Origin of the sequence: Sorangium sp. So ce128 (assembly GCF_051525245.1) — a bacterium.
Lineage (GTDB): Bacteria > Myxococcota_A > Polyangia > Polyangiales > Polyangiaceae > Sorangium > Sorangium cellulosum_B.
The window spans coordinates 7,097,238-7,120,577 of record NZ_CP150313.1 but is presented as its reverse complement, the minus strand read 5'-3'; the positions used below and the strand labels follow the sequence as shown (position 1 = coordinate 7,120,577).

The window sequence follows — 23,340 nt, the reverse complement described above, 5'->3', positions numbered from 1 at the left end:
GCACGAGTCAACACGCCCCTTCGGCGCGGCGGCCGCGGGCCGCGCCGGCGAGCGCGAGCCCGAGCAGCGCTGCCTGGACGAGGCATGTCTCGACCGCAGGGTAGATGCCGAGCGCGGTGAATCGAGGGAGCGGCAGCCGGTGGAGCGGCAACAACCCGCAGAGCTGGAAGGCGGCCACGGCGCGGCCGGCGAGCGGGACGCACAGCAGACAGGCGAGCCAGGCGGGAGGGCTCGCCCAGCGGCGCGCGGCCGCCCGGCTCGCACGGGCGACCAGCGCCGCGCCGGCGGCGAGCAGCGCGAGCGTGAACAACACCCCGGCCACGGCGGGCGGGGCGACGGGGAGCGACACCCCGAGCGCGGCGTCGAGCGCCGAGAACGCCGCGCCGAAGCCGGCCAGCAGCGCGGCCGCGAACACGGCCGCTCCGCGGCCTCGCGACAGGCCGCCATGCAATGGATCGTGCGAGCGCACCTGCCGCGCGCCGCGCCGCCGGGCGAGCGCCGCCGCGCCGGCGAGCGCCGCGAGCGCCGCGAGCGCCGCGAGCGCCGCGAGCGCGAGGGAGATCGTCGCGCCTGCCGTGAGCGTTCGCCAGAAGCCGGCCATGTGCCCGAGCGCCGCCGCGACCCAGGCGGCGAGCGCGAGCAGCAGCGCCGCGCCCGACGCGACGTGGACGACACGCCGGCTCCGTGACGACGCGACGGCGGCGAGCGCGGCGAGGAAGAGCGCCGCAGCGGCGAGCTCGCGCAGCGCCAAGCGGCTCGATACCTGGGCCACGAGCCGACCTGGCGCGCCCCCGGACCGCGCGAGCGCGACCTCGGCGTAGGTCGCGTCGCGCAGGAGCGTGGCCATGCCCGCGTCGAGCGTGTCTGTCGTCGCGCCTGCCGCGAGCGCCGCTCGAAGGGCGAAGGCGCCGTCACCGAGGTCGTCCGCGAGCGCCTCCTTCACGGTGCGGACGCTCGCCTCGGCCACGTCGATGCCGTCGAGCTGGGCTGTGCTGAGCGCCTCGCGCGCGTCGACGAGCCTGCCCTCGCGCAGCGCGGCGCGCCCCCTGTCGAGCGCGGCGCGCGCGATGGAGAGGGGGTGTGACGCGGCCTCGCCGCCATAGGCGACGCGCCGCCGGAGCTCCGCGAGGAGCGCCGCGTGCCGCTCGGCGGGGATCCCGCGCGCGGAGAGCTCGGCGCGCAGGTCCCCGTCGGAGCGGACCGCGAGCTCGACCATGGAGTAGTCCGGCAGATCGAGCGGCCTCGGGCTTTCGCCGGGCTCGGGGTGGTGGAGGCCGGCGACGTGGAAGGCGAGGTCCCAGCGGTCGCGGGCGGAGAGAAAGGTGAACGGCACCATGGCCGTGCCGCTGACGCCGAATCGAACCGCGGACTCGACACCGATGGGCGCGAGCTGCTCGGCGATGATCGCGTCGTGGAAGTTCGCCGGGTGCGGGACCAGGCTCGCCGCGCGCCGGGTATCGGCGTGCCCCGTCGGGCCGTGGCAGGTGGCGCAGTTCTCCTGGTAGAGGGCCGCGCCGCGCTTCGCGTCGGGCCGCGAGAGCGGCGCCTCCGCCAGCCGGAAGGCGGACGCGACCCGGTCGCGCGCGCCCCTGGCCGCGATGGCGACTCGATCCGCAGCGACCTTCGCTTCGACGAGCTCACGCACGCCGACGATGCCCTGCGCGAGGTCGCCCGCCCCGCTCTCGAGCGCGGACGGCTGGATGCGGGTGGCGACATGGATCGCCTCGCCGAGCAGCGCCAGCTGCTCGTCATACTCGATGACGCTGGTGACGGCGCCGTTCGCGACGCACCCCCCATAGTCCATGGCGACGTAGCCGAGCACATGGACGAGGCGGCGCGCCTCGACCTCGGCCGGCTCCCCCGGATCCGCCAGCGCAGGGCGCTCGCCCAGGAGCAGGACGGCGGCCATGGCGGCCGCGCTGACCGCCGCCATGGCGGTGAGCCCGGCCGTCGTTGCTCGCGGAGTATTCGGGAATCGCGGGGTGGAGCCGGCCCGCGCTGGCGATCCACCGCGCACCCCCGTCGCGATCATGCGCCCGGGCCCCGCGCGGAAAGTCAGAAATCGCGATGACACATATCCCTCATACAATTGAAAAAGAGTTCATGCTAGCTTCCCTCGATCGTTCAGCGACCCGCTGCTCGACGACAATGCTTTGAGGTCCTCCTGATGATGATCCTGCCGCGTGGCGCCCAGGGGCGCCGCACCAGCTGGCCAGGGAGCAGAAAGGCTTTGCAAGACTGACCTACCGCTGTCGCGCGAGGCGGCTACGGGCGAAGGCCCCGGCGTCCATCCTCCATGCGAGCATCCGTGCAAGAGCGAGCGGACGCGGCGGACGCGGCGGACGCGGCGGACGCGACTGCGCTGGGACGACGAGCGCCGACCGTCGGCGCCGGGCACGTAGTCCGTGTTGGCCAGTGTTGGCGCGTTCGCTCGACAGTCGCGACGGAATTCTGTTGTGCCTTGAGCGCGCCCCGGCAATCGCTGCCTTCCGGCGCCGCTCAGAGACAGAGACCGGAGTGGTCTGCCGCCGGCGCGAGGCTCTCCGATTTAAGATGATCTCTCATGTATGGTTTCGGTAAGATGGTAGCAGCGCGTTCACGTCCGATACGCTGATCGCACACGGTATCAGGCGCGATGCGATCGCTGGCGTGACCGTGCCGGGCAGGCGCCCGGCTCGCCGCATGGCGAGCGTTTGTTGGAGGCAAGGCGGGATGAATCAGGAAGCTCGGAGGGTGAAGCAATGAAATTGAACCCCGGACATCTGGCCGCAGCGTCGGTGGCAGTGACGATGGCGTGGGCCGGTCAGGCGGCCGCCCAGTCGGTGATGAGGCAGCCCTATCTGCAGTCGTTGACGCCCAACTCGGTCTACGTGGTGTGGACGACCGACGTCGGCACGGACAGCCGCGTGCGCTACGGGACCGATCCGGCGAATCTGACGCAGACGGTGGATCTCGGCGCGCTCGCGACCCAGCACGAGGTGCTCATCGGCGGGCTCACGCCGAACACCCGCTACTACTACAGCGTCGGTACATCGAGCGCGGTGCTGGCCGGCGGCTCCTCCTCCTTCTACTTCGAGACGGCGCCGCCCGTGTCCACGCCGAAGAAGTTCCGGGCGTGGATCATCGGAGACACCGGCTACGGCGGCACTGCGCCCTGGGCGACGCGAGACGCGATGCTGAACGCCGTCGGCGCGTACCGCCCCAACCTGCTCCTGCACATGGGGGACATGGCGTACAACTTCGGCACCACCGAGGAGTTCACCAACGGCTTCTTCAACCAGTACGCGGCGATCCTCCGCAACACGGTCGTGTGGCCGACGTTCGGCAACCACGAGGGCCTGAGCTCCGACTCGGCGACGCAGACCGGTCCTTACTACACCGCCTACGTGCTCCCCGCCGCCGGGGAGGCCGGCGGGGTCCCCTCGGGTACGGAAGCTTACTACTCGTACGACTATGCGAACGTCCACTTCGTCGTGCTCGACGGTTATGGCTCCTCGCGGTACTCGACCGGCGCGATGGCGGCCTGGCTCGCCGCCGATCTCGCCGCGACGGAACAGGACTGGATCATCGCGTACATGCATTTTCCGATGTACACGAAGGGCACCCACGACTCGGACGATGACTGGCTGATCATCGAGCACCGGGAGTACCTCGCGCCCCTCCTCGACGCGGGCGGGGTCGACCTGGTGCTCGCGGGCCATTCGCACAACTACGAGCGCTCGTTCCTCGTGGACGGCGCCTACGATACGCCGACCACGGCGGACGGGCACATCGTCGACGGGCACGACGGCAAGCCGCTCGGCGACGGCCCCTACGTGAAGCTCCCTGGCAAGGGGAGCCACGAAGGGGCGGTCCATGTCGTCGCCGGCCACGGCACGTACGTGGGCGGCTCCGGAGGCCACCCGCTCATGTACTTCAACGAGGCGCAGAGCGGCTCGTGCCTCCTCGACGTCGAGGACAACCGGCTCACGATGTCCAACGTTCGCTACGACGGCGTGATCAGCGATCGCTTCGCGATCGTGAAGGGAACGGCCCTCGACGTCGCGGCGCCCGACGGGGGGGAGCGCCTGCCGCCGGGCGGCATCTTCCCGATCCGCTGGGCGACCGTGGGGAACATCCCCACCGTTCGGATCGAGTACACGACCGACGACGGCGCGACCTGGACCACGATCACGAACAGCGCCGCCAACACGGGCCGCTACAACTGGGTGGTCCCCTCCATCGACACGACGACGGCGCTCGTGCGCGTCTCCGACGCCGAGCACCCGCTGCTCTCCGACGAGAGCAACGCCGGCTTCACGATCCAGAGCCTCCCCCGCACGGCGGTCTACTTCGGCGATTACTGGGTTTACGACGACCTGGGCGTCGACCGGGGTACGGCCTGGCGAAACCTCACGTTCGACGACTCCTCGTGGAAGGGGGGCTGGGGGCAGCTCGGCTACGGCGACGGCGGGGAGAGCACGGCCCTCTACCGGGCCACGCCGTCGTATCCCACCGCCTACTTCCGCAAGATCATCCCGATCGACGGGCCGGTCGCGCAGGCGACCATGAAGCTCATCCACGACGACGGCGTCGTCGTCTGGCTCAACGGCGCCCAGGTGGCATCGAAGCGCGTGACCAACACGGCCTACGGTGACTATGCGTCCGCGGAGTCGCGCGACGACGAGCTCACCACGGCGACGCTCTCCCCGAGCTCCTTCGTGGTCGGAAGCAACATCCTCGCCGTGATGGTCAAGCAATCGGCCCCCAATTCGACCGATCTGTCCTTCGACATGGAGCTGACGCTCACCTATGCGCCACCCGGCAGCGGGAGCAGCAGCAGCTCGAGCTCGTCCAGCACGAGCAGCAGCTCGAGCGCCTCGAGCACGAGCGTATCCAGCACGAGCAGCAGCAGCACGAGCGTATCCAGCACGAGCAGCAGCTCGAGCGCCTCGATCACGAGCACAGGCAGCGTCATGATGAGCAGCGCGATGAGCGTGGGCAGCACCGGCTCGGGCGGGGCGGGCGGCGCCGGCTCCGGAGGCACGCCCGTGTGCAGGACCGTGCAGCGCGGCGTCTTCGGCACGGTCTGGGACGCGACGCTCTGGTCGGCCTCGCCGACCTACAAGGAAGGGTCGTACCCGTCGATCTATACGGGCGGAGCCGGCACCGGGGGCTTCCGTGCTGCGCTGGTCTGGTTCGACCTCTCGTTCATCCCCGCGGGCGCGCCGGTCTACTCGGCCACCTTGACGATCAATCAGGTGTACAAGGCGTCGGTCACCACCGTTCGTCTCCACGAGGCCCTCGCGCCCTGGGGCGAGACGACCGTGAGCTGGTCCAGCTACAACCAGAGCTGGGAGCCGCTCAGCTTCGCGTCGATCGTCACCGTCAACGGCTCCGGCGATCGGACCGCCAACCTCACCGACCTGGTGCAGGACTGGGTGAGCGGCGTCCTCCCGAATTACGGGTTCGTGATGGAAGAGGACGTGGCGGGGGCGACGCAGTGGCGGGCCAGCGAAGACACCACGGCGTCGCGCCGCCCGCGCCTCGAGGTCTGCTACGCAGAGTGACTGCGCACGGCGACGCCCCGGCGGGCGTCTGCGGGCTCATGTGTCAACCGCCGGTTGACGTCGTTGACGGCGGCCCATGACAGCGGCGAGCGTGCCTGTTCGCCGAAGCGGGTGAAACGCCGTCCTTCAGCGGAAAAATGCAATCATGGTGCCCTGATCTGCGGCCCCGGGTGATGGCGCGCTGTGGCCTGGGCATTGCTCTGACGTGAAGATGAAGACAGGACAAGACATCACGCAGACATCGCGAGGACATGACGACCCGCGGGGGAGGGGTGCGCGGAGGGGGTGAAGGGTGGGAGTCGTCGGTCGCGCGCAACGTTAACGATTGAGGGATAACATCATGAGCTTGAGATTGACCTATGCTTTCGGTGCCCTGTTGTCGTTCGGTCTCGCCGGCTGCCTCGCGGCGGACGGCGCCGACCTGGATGTGGACGTGGACTCGGCGAGCGACGCGCTCAGCGCCGTCAGGATCGAGGCCGAGAACCAGAACTGGTCCATCTCGTCGGGCGACAAGATCGAAGACAACGCGGACAACGTGAAGCTCCGCGCCAACCAGAGCGGGGACACCTTCAAGTTCTCCGCGTCGGTCGCGTCCGGTACGTACAAGATCGTCGTTCGTTACGCCAAGCGGAACGTGTACGGCAAGTACGAGCTCGCCGTGAAGGGATCGTCGGTGAAGTCCTTCGACGCTTATGGCTCCTCCACCGGCGACAGCTGGACGACCGCGACGCTCGGGGAGAAATCGCTCTCTGGCAATGTCGAGTTCGCGCTCACGTGCAAGGGCAAGAACTCCTCGTCGTCGGGGTACGACCTGAAGGTCGACTACATCGAGCTCGTGCCGGTGGGCGGCGGCGACTCTGGCGGGAGCTCGGGCGGCAGCAGCTCGGGCGGCGGCACCACGACGGCCGGGAACGGCGGCGTCGTCAGCTCGACGATCATCGTGAAGGCGGGCGAGACGTTCGACGGCGGCGGCAAGCGGTACATCGCCGACAAGAACACGCTCGGGGACGGCAGCCAGGCCGAGGGCCAGAAGCCGGTGTTCAAGCTCGAGGACGGCGCGAAGCTGAAGAACGTGGTCCTCGGCGCGCCGGCGGCCGACGGCATTCACACGTACGGCAACGTCACGCTCGAGAACATCGTCTGGGAGGACATCGGCGAAGACGCCCTGACGGTCAAGAAGTCAGGCACCGTGGTGCTGAACGGCGGCTCCGCGAAGAACGGCGACGACAAGGTGTTCCAGATCAACGCGGCCAGCACGTTCAAGGTGTCGAATTTCACGGCGCAGAACGCCGGCAAGTTCATCCGGCAGAACGGGGGGACCGACTTCAAGGTCGACGTCTTCATCGACCGGTGCGACATCTCGAAGATGAAGGAGTCCATCTTCAGGACGGACAGCAGCAGCAGCAGCGTGACGATGACGAACACCCGCTACAGCGGGATCGGCAAGGAGCTCTTCATGGGCGTGAGCTCCTCGAAGATCACGACGTCCAACAACACGCAATACTGACCCGGCGGTCCTGCACATTTCCGCCAGGGCAGGAGCGTCCTCGCGGGCGCTCCTGCTCGCTCTTGCGCGGTGTCAAGGGTCAAGGGCCCTCCGCTCCGCCTCTTCCTCTCTGGCGAGCAGGCGAGAGACCTGGAGCGATGTGTCGCGCCAGGCGCGCTCATGTCAACGTTCACATTCTTCGATCACTCACTGTTCCGGGAAATGTACCGCTAAATTGCGGATCTTTGTCGCAAGGGGAGAAGCGACTGTCATCGCGATAGAAACGCCGGTGTGGCATCATACGCCAATGCGTACCATCACGGATAGGCTCACACGTAGCGCTCGATACCTCGCCTTTGCGGCCATGCCATTCGCCATCCTGAACTGCTCCAGCAGCGATCCCGATGTGTCGGGGGACGGCGGGGGGACCGCGGCGAGCTCCGGCTCCCCGAGCGCCAGCAGCAGCAGCGCCAGCAGCAGCGCCAACAGCTCGAGCTCGAGCGGCGGCGACCCCGCGACCACCACGACGTCGGGGGCCGGGGGCAGCGGAGAGGGTGGCGCGACGGGAGCAGGTGGGAGCGGAGAGGGCGGCTCCGGAGGGAGCGGCGGTGCGCCCTCCGAGGAGTTCGCGCTCGCGAGCACCAATCACGCGGAAGGCGCCAAGTTCGCCGACAAGTACACCTGCCAGACCGCCGGCTTCCAGAACAGCGTCATGCCGGAGCTCCACTGGACCCCGGGGCCTGCGGGCACGAAGAGCTACGCCATCACCTTCATCGATGTCACCCTGGCGCACGCGACGCCGTCGCAGGCCAACGGCTATCACTGGGTTCTGTACAACATTCCTCCCACCACCACCTCGCTGCCCGAGGGGTTCAAGCAGGCGGACGCGACGCAGCTCGGCGCCAAGCAGAACTCGAACTACCTCGGGCCTTGCCCCAATTTCGGCTCCAGCACCGGCACGAAGACCGACACCTACGAGTTCACGATCTACGCGCTCGCCGAGGAGTCGATCACGATCACGGGCACCGGCACGGCTGCAGTGAGGGACGCGGAGACCAAGCTCGAGGCGAAGAACCTGGGCAGCGCGAAGCTCACCGGCACGTCCAACGCCTTCTCGACTCGATGAAGCGGTAGCTGCTTTCTCGGTCCTGAAGCATCCTCTCGAATGTTTCGAGAAGATTCACAGGGAGGCGGGGAGGCGGGAGTAGAATCCCATGAATCTCCCTGCCTCCCCGCCTGCCTGTTCAAGTTTCTCTCCCCCAGAATGCCAACGAAATGAGGGGATTGTCAGCTCCACAGCCTGACCCCGGGGTCACAGGTGCGATGTCTCGATGACCGTCGTCGGACGCGCGGCGCCTGTCGACTCGAGCCGTCCGTCATCCAGAAGCGGGGTCCCGGCGGCGGCCCTCCCGACGCTTCGGGGCCTGCTGCGGGGAAGACAGGCTCTCTGCCAGCTTGCCGCTCCCCTGTTCGATCAGCTTCTTCTCGTACCAGGGCCGCGTGACCTGCGCGCGAGCGAGATAGGCGAGCGCGATGACGCCGAGGAGCGGCAAGGCGGCGTAGGCCACGGAGTGGGCCGTCACGTCGGGGCCGATCGCGCTGGCTGAGCTCCACGAGGGGACATAACGCGCCTTCACCGTCTCGCCCTCGCGGAGCCGGGCGAACGCGCCGTGGGACACCTCGTCGGAGAAGGCGGCGCCGCCTTCGCCCCGCATCGTGACCTCGAAGCGGGTGTGGTCGCCGTCCTCGTTCTCCTGGAGCTGCGTCACGCGGACGTCCACCGTCTCGCCCAGCCAGCGGCGCGCGTGGAAGGCCGCGAACGCCATGTTGAACACGAGCGACGCGACGGCCGCGGTGATGGCCCACCGCTGGTGGAACGCCGCCCTGCGCGCGAACCGCTCGCCGAGCGGCTCGGACGAGAGGAGCATGCGGCCCCCGCGCGGGGGCACGAGCAGGTATCCCTGCGCCTGCTCGCGGTACCCCTGGGCCTGCGCCTCGGGATCGGGCGCGCGCCGGAGCTCGCCGATCGCGAAGACCCTCTCGCCTGGAATGAGCTCGGCCACGCGGACGCGCCGGGTGAGATCGACCCGGATCATGCCGTCGAGCGCGTCGACGAGCTGCACGTGCTCGCCCGGCTCGACCCGGATGCGCGCGCCGGACGCGTGGCGGAGATAGAAGGGGTGGACACGGAGCTTGCGGCCGGTCTCGACCCACTGGTGGGTCCAGACCCCGGAGGTCTCGGACTCGGACCCTTCCTGCTCGACCTCGACGCGCACCGCCACGTCCGCGCCTTGCTCCCGCTCGACGGTGCCCACGACGACGGCCTCGCCGGGCGCGAGCGCGGCGCCGGGCATGAACGAGGCCTCGGCCCGCGCGGCGGCGCGGCGCTGCCGGCGCGAGAGCCGGAGCGCGAGCGCCGCGAGGACGAGCAAGCAGGCCGTCGCGACGCCGTCCACCAGGAGCGACGACAGCCCGGCGTCAAGGTGGTATCGGCTCACGAGCAGCCAGATCCGGGGTTCCATGGCCCGCCATGAGAGCGCAAACCGGCGCACCCGTGCGAAAAACCCGGCGCGCGCCTACCTTCCGGAGCAACGATGCCTGCCACGCCGCCTCCGTTCCGCGTCCACGAGCCTGACACGGCGGGGCCGATCGTCGTCGAGGTCCCGCACGCGAGCCTCGTCGTGGACGAGCTCGCGGCGCGCTTCACGCGCGTGCCGGAGCGCGCCCTCGCGGCCGACGCGGACGTCGCGGCGGACGCGCTCTTCGGCGACGTCACGCTCGAGGGGGCCGCGCTCGTCGTCGCGACGGCGAGCCGCTTCGTCATCGACCTCAACACGGCCCCGCGCGTGCCCACGCCCTACGAGGACAAGCTCCCCTACGGGCTGCGGGAGGTGCGGCGGCGCTCCGCGAGCGGCGAGCAGTGGCTCGAGAGCTCACCACCCCGCGCGGAGGTCGAGCGCCGCGTCCGCGACGTGTTCGAGCCGTACCACGCGGAGATCGCCGCTCGCCTCGCCGACGCGCGCGCGCGCCACGGCGTCGCGATCCTCGTCTCCGGGCACACGTACCCCGACGTCATGTTCCAGGGCGCCGCCGACGTCGTGCTCGGGACCCGGCGCGGCGAGAGCGCGGCGAGCTGGGCGCGCGACGCGGTCGCCGAGGTCGCGCGCGCGCACGGCCTCTCGCTCGCGCTCGACGATCCTTTCCCGGGCGGCCACGCGCTCGAGCGGCACGCGCGCCGCGACGAGGGGGTCCACGCGCTCCAGATCGAGATCGCCCGCAGGCTCTACTGCGACGCGCGCACCCTCGCCCTCCGCCCCGACGACGTCGCGCGCCTTCGCGGCTTCACCCGCAGCGTCATCGCCGCGCTCACGAGTGCAGCGGCGCGATAACGGGACGCGCACACGGTACGGTTGCAGTGCGCGCGCAGGGCACACACGGTACGCGCGCAGGGCACACACGGGCGCGGCGTACGCGCGGTGACGGCGCGGCACCCGAGCGCAACGAGCTCGGCAAGCGCGCGCCGTCGAGCCCGCGCTGCTCGGCGGACGTCGCACAGGTGCGCGCTCGTCCCACCACCGGATCCGCTGTTCCACAGCACTCTCGTGGCGCATGCAGACGTTGACACCGCGACGCGATGCACGGAGATTCCGCCCTCAACACCAGGCCAGGGATGGGGAGGCTCTCCATGCGCCCAGACGGTTTCTCGCTCTCGTGCTCGGCACTCGCCAGCGTTGCTTTCATCGGTTTCCGCGGTACCGAGCACGTCTCGCAGCCGTACGAGTTCGAGCTCTTCTTCTCCGTCCCGACGAGCACCGACGTGCGCAAGGCGGTGGGCGAGCGGGCGACGGTGCGCGCGAGCCGCGGCGACGGGAAGGACCCGCTCGTCGTGCACGGCGTCATCGCGAGCGTTCGCCTCTTGCACCAGAACGCGGAGCGGGCGCTGTACCAGGCGCTGCTCGTGCCGAAGCTCTGGTTCCTGCGCCACTTCTGGCGCAGCCACGTCTTCACGAACCAGCCCGTCAAGGAGTTCCTCTCCGCGACGCTCCAGAACGGCGGGCTCGCGGGCGGCGACTTCCGCTTCTCGATCAACGACGGCGACTACCCGGTCGAGGAGTTCGTCGCGCAGTACCGCGAGACGCACCTCGCGTTCTTTCACCGGTGGCTCGAGCGGGAGGGCCTCTACTACTTCTTCGAGCACCCGGAGGACGGGCCCGGCGAGGTGCTCGTCATCGTCGACGATCGCGGGCTGCACGACGACTTCCCGGGCGGCGGGGTCGTGCGCTACGTCCCGCTCTTCGGCGACGACGTGACCGCGCCGCCGGGCCTGCACCAGATCGAGCAGAACGTGCAGTGGCTGCCGAAGACGGTCACCATCGCCGACTACAACTACTCGAACCCGTCCGCGTCGGTGAAGGGCGAGAGCAGCATCACCGCGAACGGGGTGGGCGCGATCCGCGAGTACGGCTTCCGCGTCTTCGTGCAGAGCGACGCCGAGCGCCTCGCGCAGGTGCGCGCGCAGTCGATCGGCTGCCGCGAGGTGACCCTGCGCGGGAGCGGCGACGCGCTCGGGCCGCGGGCCGGATACCGGTTCTCGCTGGACGATCAGCCCGCCGACATCGTCGACCAGTGGCTCGCGCTGGAGGTGCAGCACAGCGCGTCGATCGCCGGGATCACGCCCGAGGTCGCGCGGCTGACGGGGCTCTCGGGCAAGGACATCTACGCGATCAAGCTGCTCGCGATCCCGGCCGACGTGCAGTTCCGCGCGCCGCAGGCGACGCAGTGGCCGCGCATCTACGGGTTCGAGAACGCGATCGTCTGCGGCCCCGCCGACAGCCAGTACGCGCAGATCGACGCCGACGGCCGCTACCTCGTGCGCTTCGAGTTCGACACGAGCGGCCTGCCCGACGCGCGCATCTCGACGCGGGTGCGCATGATGCAGCCGCACGGCGGGACGACGGAGGGCTTCCATTTCCCGCTGCGCAAGGGCACCGAGGTGATGATCGCCTTCCTCGGCGGCGACCCGGACCGGCCCTTCATCGCCGGCGTCGTGCCCAACGCGCACCGGCCGAGCGTCGTCGCGGAGCGCAACCTCAGCCAGAACATCATCCGGACCGGGAGCGGCAACCAGCTCGTGCTCGAGGACGAGCAGGGCAAGGAGTTCATCTTCCTCCACACGCCGAACAACCGCACCGGCATCTACATGGGGACGCCGAGCGGCAACCACGGGGCGGTCTACACGGGCGACGGCGACACGCAGGTCGGCACGTTCCTGTCCCCCAAGAACGCCGACCCGGCCATCGCCGGCAGCGCGCTCGTCGACGTCACCTTCAGCTACCTGGAGACGACCTCGGGAGACGGCGGCTCATGGATCGGCGGCGACTCCTGGGAGAACGTCAGCGGCAACAAGTTCAGCATGGTGGTCTGCAACCTCTGGGCGGGCGTCGGCGGGACGTACACGCTCCAGGTCACCGCCGCGGCGGAGGAGACCTACTACGCGACGCGCACGACCACGATCAAGACGGGCCGCGTGGACACCGTGGAAGCCGGCGGCATGAAGCAGACGATCACCGACGGGATGACGCTGACCATCACGAGCGGCGGGATGAAGCACGACGTCCACGGCAAGTTCGAGCAGACGATCGAGCCGGAGGGCTCGTCGACGGTGACCGGGCCGTGGATGCACAAGGTCACGGCCGAGAACTTCGACGACTACAAGAGCTGGAAGACGGAGGTCGCCACCACCTGGAAAGGCCACTTCGGCGGGGACGTCGACCTGAAGTCCGACACGAACTTCCTGATCAAGGCGCCCAACGCGAAGATCACGGCCACCAACCTGAAGTGGGAGGTGCTCGGGCTGACGTTCGACCTCACGCCGAACAAGCACGAGCTCTACTTCTACAAGGGCGCGACCGGCGTCATCAAGACGGACCACGCCGCGCTCGCCCAGCAGGCCTACTTGCTCAAGCTCGAGACGTCGTTGATCAAGCTCGACTTCGCCGCGATGGACAAGAAGGCTGTCGGCGCGAAGATGGATCAGTTCGGCACCTACCTGAAGCAGCAGGCGATCGCCCTGACCCTCGCGGGGCTCATCGCGTGGAACAGCGGCTTCACGAAGATCTGAGCGCGGATGCGAGTCGTCAAACCCCTCAAGGTCCCGGCGCTCACGCGCGTCGTCGAGGTCGCGCGGCGCCTCAGGTTCCACGTGGGCGCCATGATGGCGTTCCCCCTCGACGCGCCGCGCGCGCTCGTCGATGAGATGTCGTTCTGGCAGGCCGCGACGGCGGCGCTCGGGAGCCTCCCGCTCGACGACGGCATCACGAAGGCGCGCGGCGAGCTGCTCGTCGCGGGCCGGTGCTACGCGCCGGAGGGCCGCCGCGTCGGCGCGTCGTTCGTCCGCGCGCGGCTCGGCTCCGTCGACAAGCGCCTGGCCGTGCTGGGCGACCGGTGCTGGAGCGGCCACGGCTTCACGGAGCCGGAGCCGTTCTCGGAGATGCCCATCGACTGGGCGCGCGCGCTCGGCGGGCCGAAGGACGCGGCGAATCCGTACGGGAAGGGGATCGAGGAGGTCGAGCGCGGCGGGCAGCGCGTCCGGCCGCTGCCGAACGTGGAGCACTACGGCGCGCTGATCCGCTCGCCCGGCGACCGGCCTGGCCCGGCGTCCTTCCTCGCGATGGACGTGACGTTCGCCCAGCGCCGCGCCCGCGCGGGGACGTACGGCGCGGACTACGCCGAGAAGTGGGCGCCCGGCCTGCCGCCCGACGTCGATCCCGCCTTCTTCAACGTCGCGCCGAGCGATCAATGGATCGCCGAGCCGCTCCGCGGCGACGAGGCGTTCCTCGTGGAGAACATGCACCCGACGCGCCCGCGCATCGAGGGCGCGCTCCCCGGCCTCGCCGCGCGCGTGCTCGTCACCCGCCGCGACGCGAGCGGGGAGGCGTTCCAGGAGCTGCCCGTCCGCTGCGACACGGTGTGGCTCTTCCCCTCGGCCAACCTCGGCGTCGTGATCTTCCACGGCTCGATGCCCGTGGCCGACGACGACGCCGGGGAGATCGTCGACCTCGTCGTCGCCTGCGAGGAGATCGGCCGCCCCCGGCCGATCGAGCACTACCGCGAGGCGCTCGCCCGGCGGATCGACAAGGACCGGGGCTCGATCGCGTCCCTCAGCGACAGCGATCTCATGCCGCCGCGCGAGTCGGGCGTCGCCGCGAACGTCGCCGGGATCGAGATGGTGCAGTGGCTCAAGAGCGAGAACCTCGCCATGCAGAACCTGCGGCGCGGCGCGGAGCGGGAGCGCGAGCGCCGCCGCGAGGAGCTGCTCGCGGACGGCATCGACCCGGCGCGCTTCGGCCTGGACGCGCCGCTGCCGGAGGAGGAAGCGCCTCCGCCGGTCGACGATCTCGACGCGCTGGTGACGTACCTCGACGCGGCGTCGCGGAAGATGGACGAGGAGAAGGCGCGGGCCGAGCGCCTGAAGAAGGAGGCCGAGGAGCGCATGAAGGCGCAGGCCGCCGAGATGGACGTGTCCGAGGAGGCGCTCCGGCGCGGCCAGACCGGGGAGGAGCCGCCCGGCGGCCCGCCGCGCTTCTCGGCCAAGGCGCAGCTCCAGCAGTACGCGGAGCTGGCCGAGGCGGCGCGCCTCGGCGGCGTGCCGAACCTCGAGCTGGAGGCGATGCTCGCGGATCCAGGCTTCCCCGAGCAGCTGCTCCGCCTCGAGCAGGCGGCGCGCGAGGGCTACCGCGGCTCGGCGCACCTGCGATCCGCGGCCCTGCCGATGACCGCCGAGGCCTCGCAGATGGCGCGTGTCGTCGTCGATGCGGCGCGCGAGGCGGGCGAGCCGCTCGACGAGCGCGACCTCACCGGCGCCGACTTCCGCGGCGTCGACCTGCGGGGGATGCGCTTCGCGCGCGCGTTCCTCGAGGGGGCCGACCTGCGCGGCTGCGACCTCTCGGGTGCGGTGCTCGAGGGCGCCGTGCTCGCGAAGGCGGACCTCTCTGGCGCGAACCTCACGGGCGCGCGGCTCCGGGGCGCGAACCTGGGCAAGGCGAACCTCGAGGGCGCGGTGTTCGACGACGCCGATCTGACCGAGGCCGTCCTGATGGGCGCGAGGCTCGCCGGGGCGAGCCTGAAGCGGGCGAAGCTGGAGCGCGCCGACGCCCTCCAGGTGAGCTGGGGTGGCGTGGATCTCTCGGGCGCGGATCTCTCGCTCTGCTCGTTCCTCCAGACGAGCTTCGCCGGGGCGAACCTCGCCGGGGCGAACCTCGAGCGGGCGATGCTTCTCGAGTGCTCGCTCGACGGCACGGACTTCTCGGGCGCTCGGCTGCACAAGACGTCGCTGATGAGCTGCACCGGGGCGAAGGCGCGCTTCGCGGGGGCGCGCTTCTCCGAGGGGGTCGCCGTCCACAAGAGCGGCCTGCCGGAGGCCGACTTCCGCGACGCCGTGCTCGACAAGACCTGCTTCCGGACGACGGACCTGCGCGGCGCGCGGTTCGATCGAGCCCAGATGACGATGACCGATCTCTCCGAGGCGGACGCGACGGGCGCGACCTTCGACCGCGCCGTCATGAAGAACGCCCTCTTGATCCGGACGAACCTCGACCGCGCGTCGCTCCGCGGGTGCAACCTGACGGAGGCGATCCTCTCGAAATCGCGCCTGGCGGGGGCCGACTTCACGGGCGCGCAGCTCTGCCGGGCCGATTTCAGCCGCGCGCGCGGCGACAACCGGACGACGTTCGCCGAGGCGAGCGTCGAGTTCACCCGGTTCGACCGGCAGGCGGCGCCGGCTCCTGGAGGCGCGACATGAACCGCGACGAGGTGCTCGACAAGGTCCGCCACGGGGACCCGATCCAGGCCGTGGACATCTCCGGGCTCGACCTGACGGGCGCGGATCTCTCGGGCGCGGTGTTCGATCGGGTCCGCATGCCGCGCGCGATGCGGGGCGCGCTCGTCAAGGAGTCGACGTTCTCCGAGTGCGATCTGTCGGGCGTGGACGCGGCGGGCGTGGACCTGCACCTGACGACCTTCTTCCGGAGCCGCCTCGACGGGGCGACGCTCTCGGGGGCGAGGCTCGTCGGCGCGAGCTTCATCGAGTCGACGTTCGAGGGCGCGGCGCTGTCGGGCGCGGAGGCGCCCATCGCGACCTGGACGACGTGCTCGCTCGAGCGCGCCTCGTTCGAGGGGGCGAACCTCGACCGGGCGAACCTCGTCGAGGTCAAGGCCGGCGGCGCGAACTTCTCTCGCGCGAACCTCGAGAAGGCGACGTTGTACAAGCTCGACCTGCGCACCGCGCTGCTCGACGGCGCGAACCTGACGCTCACGACGCTGGTCGAGGCGGCGCTGGGCGCGCGGGCGTTCCAGGGAACAAAGCTGTTCCGCACGCAGTTCATGCGCGGCAGCGTCGCTGGCTCGAGCTTCGCGGGCTGCGACGCGACGCAGTGCAACTTCACCGGGGTCGACGTGTCCGACTGCGACTTCTCCGATGCGGTCCTGACGCAGGCGCTCTTCGGCGATGCGAACGCGGCGAAGGCGCGGTTTTCGCGGGCGAAGCTGCAGAACGCCATCTTCGAGCGGGCCGCGCTCGCCGAGGCCGACTTCTCGGGGGCGGAGCTCGTCGAGGCGTACCTCGCCTTCGCGTCGTGCGCCGGCGCGCGCTTCGTCGGCGCGAAGCTCGCGTACGCGGACCTCTCGCACTGCGACCTCTCGGGGGCGGACTTCACGCAGGCAGCGATGTTCCGCACCAAGCTGCACCGCGCCCGCCGCGACGGGGCGAAGGTGCCGGCGGGCGCAGGCTGGCTCGGCGACGACGAGAAGCTCGCCGCGATCGAGGACTGGAAGCCGCGCCGCGGCGGCGAGCGCGATGGGCAGCGCGCGTGACCGTGCCTGCTGCGCGCGCCGTGCGGAACCACGAGACGCAAGACACGAGACGCAAGACACGAGACCGCGACCCGTGAGACCTGGGGAGAGGCCGCGTTCCATGAAATCCGTTGATTTTTGCCGTGAAATCGTTGAAACTAGCGTTGCGGCGCGCACGTCCTGACCGGGCGGATCCAGGCCGAGGAGACCCGAGATGCAGAGCATGGCGGCCCGCGAGCCACTGACGGTGGCACACGACGACAGCGCGCAGGACGACCTCCTGGCCGCGGTGGATCTGCCGGCGATCGAGCGCTCGCCCTCGCCGCGACGCGTGCCGTCGCTGGAGACGGGCGTCGTCCGGGGCACGGCGTCGGGGCTCGTGGTCGAGCTCGGCGGCGGGCCGGTCGCGGCGCGGCGCGCGAAGAGCTGCCTCGTCGCGCCGGACGCGGGGGATCGGGTGCTCTGCGCGGTGGACGGTGAGCAGGTCTTCGTCCTCGCGGTGCTGGAGGGCGAGGCGGGCGCGACGACGCGGATCGTCGCCGAGGGCGATATGAAGGTGCAGGCGACGGGGCGGCTCGGGCTCGGCGCCGGCGACCAGATCGAGATCGCCGCCGCCAGGGAGGTCGGGCTGTTCGCGGGCAAGCTCCAGATCCGCGCGCAGGCGGCGGCTGCGGCGATCGAGGAGATCGGGCTCGTCGGCCGGTCGCTCGAGGCGCACGTCCAGAAGGCCGTCGTCGTCGCCGAGCGCATGGAGGCGCGCGCGGACCGGCTCGTCCAGCGCGCGAAGCAGGCGTTCCGCTTCGTCGAGGCGCTCGAGCAGGTGCGCGCGGGCGTCTTCGATCTCCGCGCGGAGGGCCTCGCGGCGATCCGCGGGGAGAACACGATCGTCGCCGCGCGGACGCTCGCGAAGCTCGACGGCGAGCAGGTCAAGATCGGCTGAAGGGGCGCGCCGCGCGGGGCCGGGGGCGCCAGCAACGACGAGGGGTGAAGCGATGCTCGCGAAGACGACCGCAGGGGGGATGTGCCTGGCGTTCCCGGACGTGTGCCTGACCCCGACGCCGGCCCCGGTGCCGATCCCGTACCCGAACATCTCGCTCCATCCGATGAGCGTGCTCTTCGTGCCGAACGTGCTCGTCACGTGCGCGCCGGCGCACAACATGCTGACGGTCGCGCCGCTCACGATGGGGGACAACCCGGGCGTCGCGCTCGGCGTCGCGTCCGGGATGGTGATGGGCCCGTCGCGCAACGTGACCGCGGCCTTCACGGTGATCGTCGGCTGCGCGCCCATGACGCGCCTGACGAGCATCTCGATTCAGAACAGCACGAACGCGCCGGGCATGGCCATCGTACCGAGCGTCACCACCGTCCTCGTGCTCGCGCCGTGAGGGTCGCGAGCAAGGGGTCCGCCACGGATTCAGGGACGGCGCCGGAGAAGAGCGCGCTGACCGAGGCGCTCGCGAAGCTCGACGCGGCGATGCGCAGGCCGTCGGGCAGCAGCGTCGATCCGGATCGGCGCCGCGTGGCGGCCCGGCTCGCGGATCTCGTTCGATGCGAGGACGACGAGCTCACGGCGTTCGCCAGGCGGCACCTGCCCGACCGCGCGGCGGACGAGGCGGCGCTGCGCGCCGCGCGAGAGATGCTCCTGGCGATCGGCCGCGTCCTCGGTCCGGAGGGCGAGAGCGCCGAGGCGCTGGTCGTGCTCAAGGACGCGCACGGGGCGCTCGACGAGCGGCTGGCGGAGGCGAAGCGGGCCGCGGCGCAGCGCGCGGAGGACGAGGCGGCGGCGCAGCGCGCGGCGGAGGAGGCCGCCGCGACGACCGGCGCGCCGGCGCTGGTCGAGGCGCAGGGGCCGCTGTCTCGCCTGGGCGGAGGGCTGCCCTTCGTGCCGCCGACCGCGGCGAAGCATGAAGCGGAGGAGGTCACCGCGACGACGAGCGCGCCGGCGCTGGTCGAGGCGCAGGGGCCGCTGTCTCGCCTGGGCGGGGGGCTGCCCTTCGTGCCGGCGGCAGCGCCGATGGCGGCGCCGATGCCCGCGCCGATGCCGGTGTTGGCGTCGACGGCGGTGCCTGGGCCCACGCCGCTCGGTGTGTCCGCGCTGGCGCCGCTCGGTGTGCCCGCGCCGATCGCAGTGCCCGCGCCGATCGCAGTGCCCGCGCCGGCACCGATGGCAGTACCGATGGCCGCGCCCGCACCTGTGGCCGCGCCCGCACCTGTGGCCGCGCCCGCACCGGTGGCCGCGCCCGCACCGGTGGCCGATCCCGAGCCCGCCCCGGCGCCTGCCTCCACACCCGCACCCCAATCCGTCACCCAGCCCGCGATCGTGCCTGTTCCCGCGCCTGCGTCGGTTCCTCGGACGGACCCGCCGGTGAGCGGCGCGGCGTCGAAGCCTCTGAGCAAGACGCTCCCCGATACGCCGCGGGTCATCGACTCCGCGCTGCCCTTCATCCCGGTGGCCTCCGAAGAGCGCCCTCGGCCGTCCGTCGCTCGTTTCGACTCGGCGCTGCCGTTTCAGCCCGTCGCCAGCCCCGATGGACAGCCGGTGCGCGAACCTGGTCCGGCGCCCGCGCACCACTCCCCGGCGGTGCCGCTCCACGACGAGCGTCATTCCGTTGCGGCCACGCCGAGCGCACAGGCCACTGCCACGGCGAGCCCGTTGCCGGTCACAGCGTCGAGCGCGCAGGCGGCTGCCACGGCGAGCCCGCTGCCGGTCGCCGCGTCGAGCGCGCCGCTGGTCGCCACGCCGAGCGCGCTGCCGGCCTCCGCGTCGGGCGCGCTGCCGGCCGCCACGCCGAGTGTCCCGCCAGCCTCCACGCCAACCCCCGCGAGCGTGAGCGACCCGCTCAGCGCGCGCCCGCCACCCTCGCTCACGCTCAACCAGTACGCCGGCCTCGTCGTCGCGTGCGAGATGTACCCCGCCTACGTGGAGAGCACGAACGCACGCTACGGGGTGCCGACCCCCGCGGCGCGCGCCGCCCTCGACGCCTTCTGGGCAGGCCGCTTTGCAGCAGATCCCGCGCTTGCCCAGCGCTGGCCCGAACTCTGCGAGGCCGCGCGCAGGTACTTCCTGCAATCGCGCTGAGCGCCGGCGCCGCACGCGCAGCGCCTCGCAGAAACACCTCGTGGAGCAGCAGGCGCACCGGAGCGCTGAAGCCGGCCGAGGTTCGAGACCACAAGGCGCCGGACGCCAGGAAGAGATCCAGATCTCGGCGTCGTTGACGCTCTGGCGGATCCTTCCTTCGTTGAACGATGTGCCGGCGCCAGCGTTCAGCCGGCGGCGCTCGAGCAGGCTCGGATGAGCTCGGCCACGAGCGGCGGCAGCCGACCGGCGAGCGCAGCACGCTCCGGCTGGAACAGCGTGGCGACGAAGAACGGATGGCCGTCGAGCTCCACGGCGCGCACGTCGCCGGCGTCGTCCTCGGCGCCGATGCGCAGCGGGCCCGAGACCAGCGCGGCCTGGAACTCCGGGTTCAGGCCGTAGCGGCACCGATATCCTTCCGTGGCCTCAGGGCGGCCGTAGGCCCGCGCGATGCGGGTTCCGGCGTTGAAGCGGATCTTGCCGGTGGCCTCGACCAGCGAGCACGCAAGCGGCGCGATCACCGCGCGTTGCGCCTCTGGCGCTGTCTCCGCGTGCTCGGCGTCCGACCAGCCCAGCACATGGCGCGCGTACTCGACGACCGCGTGCTGGAAGCCCCCGCAGGTGCCGAGGAACGGGCGCCGCTGCTCGCGGGCGAAGCGGATCGCGCGCAGCGCGCCATCCATGCTCCGGTACGGGCTTGCCGGAACGCACCACAGGGCGTCATAACGAGCCACCCGCGAGGCGTCGGTCACCTCCTCGGTCGGCACCCATTCAAAGGAGAGCGGCACGGATAGCGCCTCTCCCGCCAGCCGCAGCGCCACCGGGATGGCCCGGTGGGCCGTCACAGCGTCGTCGCGGTCACCGATGAGCCCAACATGAAGCATCGTCTGCATCGTAGCCTCAACGCCGCCAGGTGTACGGCGGTGCGGCCGTCACCTCGGTGACCGCCGAGACGCCCGCCCAGTCGTCGGGGACGAACCCGTAGAACGTGTTGCTCGATTTCGATGTGGCGACGAGCTCGACATCCCCGAGCAGCTTTGCTGTTCCGGAGACGGACTGGCGATCGCCGAACCAGCCGAGCGGGTAGAAGGTGGTCTGCACGTTCGCCGAGCCGCTCACGTTGAACCCGCGCGCCTGGATGCCCGAGCCGCGTTGCCCGACCAGGCTGAGCGCGCCGACACGGCCGCCGGAGATCACGCCGTTGACGAGGGTCGCATGATCCTCGACGCGGACGTCGCCGCTCACCTCTCCGCCGAGGATGGTCGCGTAAGGACCGACGTAGACGCTCGACGGCGTGCCCGCGGGCGCGCAGCCGCCGCCGTTCGCGTGCCTCGTCGTGCCCCGCGGACACGCGTCGAGCTGACCGTCCTGAAAGCCTGCGGGCCACGCTCCGTCGAGCTCCACCATGTATGGATAGCGATAGATCGAGGGGTACGCTGGCCCGTCCGAGGGCTTCGTCCAGACCAGCTTCTGGTATTCGGTCGGCGTCGCGACCACGACCAAGTAGACGTTCTCGCCGGGGCTGACGCAGAAGTCCATCTCGCCGTCGCTCCCCCGCTGCAGGGGGCTGTAGCGCGATGTGGTCAGCTCCGGGTCCGTCGCGACGAGGCCCCAGCGCCAGCCGGAGTCGGCGCCGGCCTGCGTCACGCCCCGGAACACAACGCGCACGCTGGTCGCGTCCGATTTCGGGTGCAGGCGCACGATGTTGTAACCCCAGCGCTGCGGTGCCCAGTGATACGGCGAGACGAAGCGGCGATTCTGCGCCCAGTCCGCGTCGAGCGCCTCGAGCCGCGTGAGACGAAGCCGGCGATCGGTGCGGCCGTTCGACGTCATGTCGGCCTCGATCGAGCCGTATTTTTGTCGATACACGCCGGAGGGATCGCGTCCGTCCGTGGGCGGAGGGTCCTTGTAGTCCCAGGTGATGTTGTGCATCGCCCACTCGCCGAACTCGTCGTTGAGCCGCTCGATGTCCCAGGCACGGCTCAGCATGAGCTTCTGCCATGGGTCCCCTTGGCCGCGCGGCGCCTCGTAGGCCCACATGTCGTTGACGGCGCTGTAGCAGTGCTTGTCCTTCAGGAACTCGAAGAACTGCCAGTTGCAATAGCGGTTCCGGGTGTTGCCGTAGTAGAGGTGCGGCATGTTCGGCAGCATGTCCGAGCAGTGCACGTTGTCCCGCCATATCTGATGCGGCATCCAGTTCGCGTGGCTCTCGAAGATCCAGCAGCCGTCGCCGCCGCAATCGGGGAACGCCTGCGTCGTCGACTGTACGCCGTGCATGAACTCATGGGCGAGCCCCCACGGGTCGCTGGCGGCGCCGGGGCCGATCCACATCCCCATATAATTGACGCCGTTGCGGCTCCACCCGCCGCCCCAGAGCGGGAAGCTGTTGTCGAAATGGACCGCGGCCTTCCACTTGTCCGCTGATTTGCAGTACGGCTCGGGGAAGAAGATGGGGCTGCCGAAGTACGCGCTCCAGATGCTCTCGAGCGAGTCCGCCGCCTCCTCCACCTGGCTCAGGTTGATGTCCGTCCCATCGGGCCAGTAGAAGGCGAAGTGCGCCGACTCGTGGCGCAGCGGCGCGCGCGTCTCGCCGCCGTCGCGCGGCGCCCTCCAGGTGCCTGCCGTGCAGCTGGCCCCCGTGGTCTGGCAGCTCGTCGCCCACGCCGTGCTCGTCGTGCCCTGCTCGCAGGCACCGGGGTTGCCGCCTGCAGCCCCGGTCGATCCGCCGGTTCCAGCCGCCTCGCCCGTCGATTCACCGGTGCTGCCGGTGCTGCCGGTGCTGCCAGTGCTGCCGGTGCTGCCGGTGCTGCCGGTGCTGCCAGTGCTGCCGGTGCTGCCGGTGCCGGCTGCGCCTGATGTCGCCGTCGTGCCGCCGCCGGACCCCGATCCCGGAGCAGGTTCCTCCGGCGCCGGACCGCACGCAGCGAGGAGCGCGGCGACAGCGAGCGCCGAGCCGTTCACGAGAAGCTGCTGGAACAATGTGTAAGTCGCGCGACGAACGCCCGCGGGGGTGCGGAATGTGTAAGTGAAGCTCTCACGGGCTGCGTGTTTGTGTATCGCGGATGAGTCATAAGCTGGGTCGAGCATGCTGTATTCTCGTTCGGAGCGCGCTCTCCATGCAAAAGGAAACAAAGCCGGGGTGAGACCCGACCCAGGTTGGACCGATCCAGATCTGAGACCCGACCCAGGTTGGACCGATCCAGATCCGACCCCATCCACATCCAGACCTGACCCATCCAGACCTGACCCAGGTTGGGCTCATCCACAGACCAACAGACCGACCCAGGTTGAGACCTGATCCAGATTGGACCCGCAGACCCGACCCAGGTCGGAGACTCGACGCAGGTCGTCCCAAGACCAGACTTAAATTTGCTTCCAAA

At 70.6% G+C, this 23,340-nt stretch carries 14 protein-coding genes; 10 read left to right on the top strand and 4 right to left on the bottom strand.

The genetic code is table 11. From position 1 onward, the window contains the following. Nucleotides 1-7 precede the first annotated feature (7 nt). The gene (locus WME82_RS27000; protein WP_438037648.1) at nucleotides 8-1,933 is read right to left on the bottom strand and encodes a c-type cytochrome; all 1,926 of its coding nucleotides are present in this window, start codon (nucleotides 1,931-1,933) and stop codon (nucleotides 8-10) included. An 808-nt stretch (nucleotides 1,934-2,741) separates the two neighbouring features. Between WME82_RS27000 and WME82_RS26995 the strand changes: the two genes are divergently transcribed. The 3 genes from WME82_RS26995 to WME82_RS26985 all read left to right on the top strand — a co-directional run bounded on the left by WME82_RS26995 (nucleotide 2,742) and on the right by WME82_RS26985 (nucleotide 8,161). Then, nucleotides 2,742-5,549 carry a DNRLRE domain-containing protein gene (locus tag WME82_RS26995; RefSeq protein WP_438037647.1) on the top strand — a complete coding sequence of 936 codons (2,808 nt, stop codon included), beginning with the start codon at nucleotides 2,742-2,744 and terminating at the stop codon, nucleotides 5,547-5,549. A gap of 841 nt (nucleotides 5,550-6,390) precedes the next feature. Next, nucleotides 6,391-7,056, top strand: a complete 666-nt coding sequence (locus WME82_RS26990) for a pectate lyase (RefSeq protein WP_437873894.1) — start codon at nucleotides 6,391-6,393, stop codon at nucleotides 7,054-7,056. 343 nt (nucleotides 7,057-7,399) lie between these two features. Next, a complete protein-coding gene (locus WME82_RS26985; RefSeq protein WP_438037646.1) occupies nucleotides 7,400-8,161 on the top strand; it encodes a YbhB/YbcL family Raf kinase inhibitor-like protein in 762 nt (253 codons plus the stop codon). Between the two features lie 250 nt (nucleotides 8,162-8,411). On the opposite strand, the gene WME82_RS26980 is transcribed toward WME82_RS26985, so the two are convergent. After that, complete coding sequence (locus WME82_RS26980) at nucleotides 8,412-9,557, bottom strand: hypothetical protein (RefSeq protein ID WP_438037645.1); 1,146 nt, start codon at nucleotides 9,555-9,557, stop codon at nucleotides 8,412-8,414. A 72-nt stretch (nucleotides 9,558-9,629) separates the two neighbouring features. On the opposite strand from WME82_RS26980, the gene WME82_RS26975 reads away from it, so the two are divergent. The 7 genes from WME82_RS26975 (at nucleotide 9,630) to WME82_RS26945 (ending at nucleotide 19,963) form a co-directional block, all read left to right on the top strand. After that, on the top strand, nucleotides 9,630-10,424 hold the full coding sequence (locus WME82_RS26975) for an N-formylglutamate amidohydrolase (RefSeq protein ID WP_438037644.1): 795 nt from the start codon (nucleotides 9,630-9,632) through the stop codon (nucleotides 10,422-10,424). Nucleotides 10,425-10,720: 296 nt separating this feature from the next. Then, entirely contained in the window at nucleotides 10,721-13,156 is a 2,436-nt protein-coding gene (locus WME82_RS26970) for a type VI secretion system Vgr family protein (protein ID WP_438037643.1), read from the top strand. A gap of 6 nt (nucleotides 13,157-13,162) precedes the next feature. Next, nucleotides 13,163-15,835: a DUF2169 family type VI secretion system accessory protein gene (locus WME82_RS26965; protein WP_438037642.1), complete on the top strand. Its 2,673-nt coding sequence runs from the start codon at nucleotides 13,163-13,165 to the stop codon at nucleotides 15,833-15,835. Further along, a complete protein-coding gene (locus WME82_RS26960) occupies nucleotides 15,832-16,905 on the top strand; it encodes a pentapeptide repeat-containing protein (protein ID WP_438037641.1) in 1,074 nt (357 codons plus the stop codon). The genes WME82_RS26965 and WME82_RS26960 overlap by 4 nt, the downstream gene beginning before the upstream one ends. A 193-nt stretch (nucleotides 16,906-17,098) precedes the next feature. Continuing rightward, complete coding sequence (locus tag WME82_RS26955) at nucleotides 17,099-17,824, top strand: DUF3540 domain-containing protein (protein WP_437739355.1); 726 nt, start codon at nucleotides 17,099-17,101, stop codon at nucleotides 17,822-17,824. Between the two features lie 52 nt (nucleotides 17,825-17,876). Continuing rightward, nucleotides 17,877-18,269 carry a DUF4150 domain-containing protein gene (locus tag WME82_RS26950; RefSeq protein WP_012237562.1) on the top strand — a complete coding sequence of 131 codons (393 nt, stop codon included), beginning with the start codon at nucleotides 17,877-17,879 and terminating at the stop codon, nucleotides 18,267-18,269. Beyond that, nucleotides 18,266-19,963, top strand: coding sequence for a hypothetical protein (locus WME82_RS26945; protein WP_438037640.1), 1,698 nt, complete (start codon nucleotides 18,266-18,268; stop codon nucleotides 19,961-19,963). Before WME82_RS26950 ends, WME82_RS26945 begins: the two co-directional genes overlap by 4 nt. Nucleotides 19,964-20,148: 185 nt before the next feature. Here the strand turns inward: WME82_RS26945 and WME82_RS26940 are convergent, their stop codons facing one another. After that, on the bottom strand, nucleotides 20,149-20,853 hold the full coding sequence (locus tag WME82_RS26940; protein WP_437739353.1) for a CTP synthase C-terminal region-related (seleno)protein: 705 nt from the start codon (nucleotides 20,851-20,853) through the stop codon (nucleotides 20,149-20,151). 7 nt (nucleotides 20,854-20,860) lie between these two features. Continuing rightward, nucleotides 20,861-23,047, bottom strand: coding sequence for a DUF6055 domain-containing protein (locus WME82_RS26935; RefSeq protein WP_438037639.1), 2,187 nt, complete (start codon nucleotides 23,045-23,047; stop codon nucleotides 20,861-20,863). Nucleotides 23,048-23,340 lie beyond the last annotated feature (293 nt).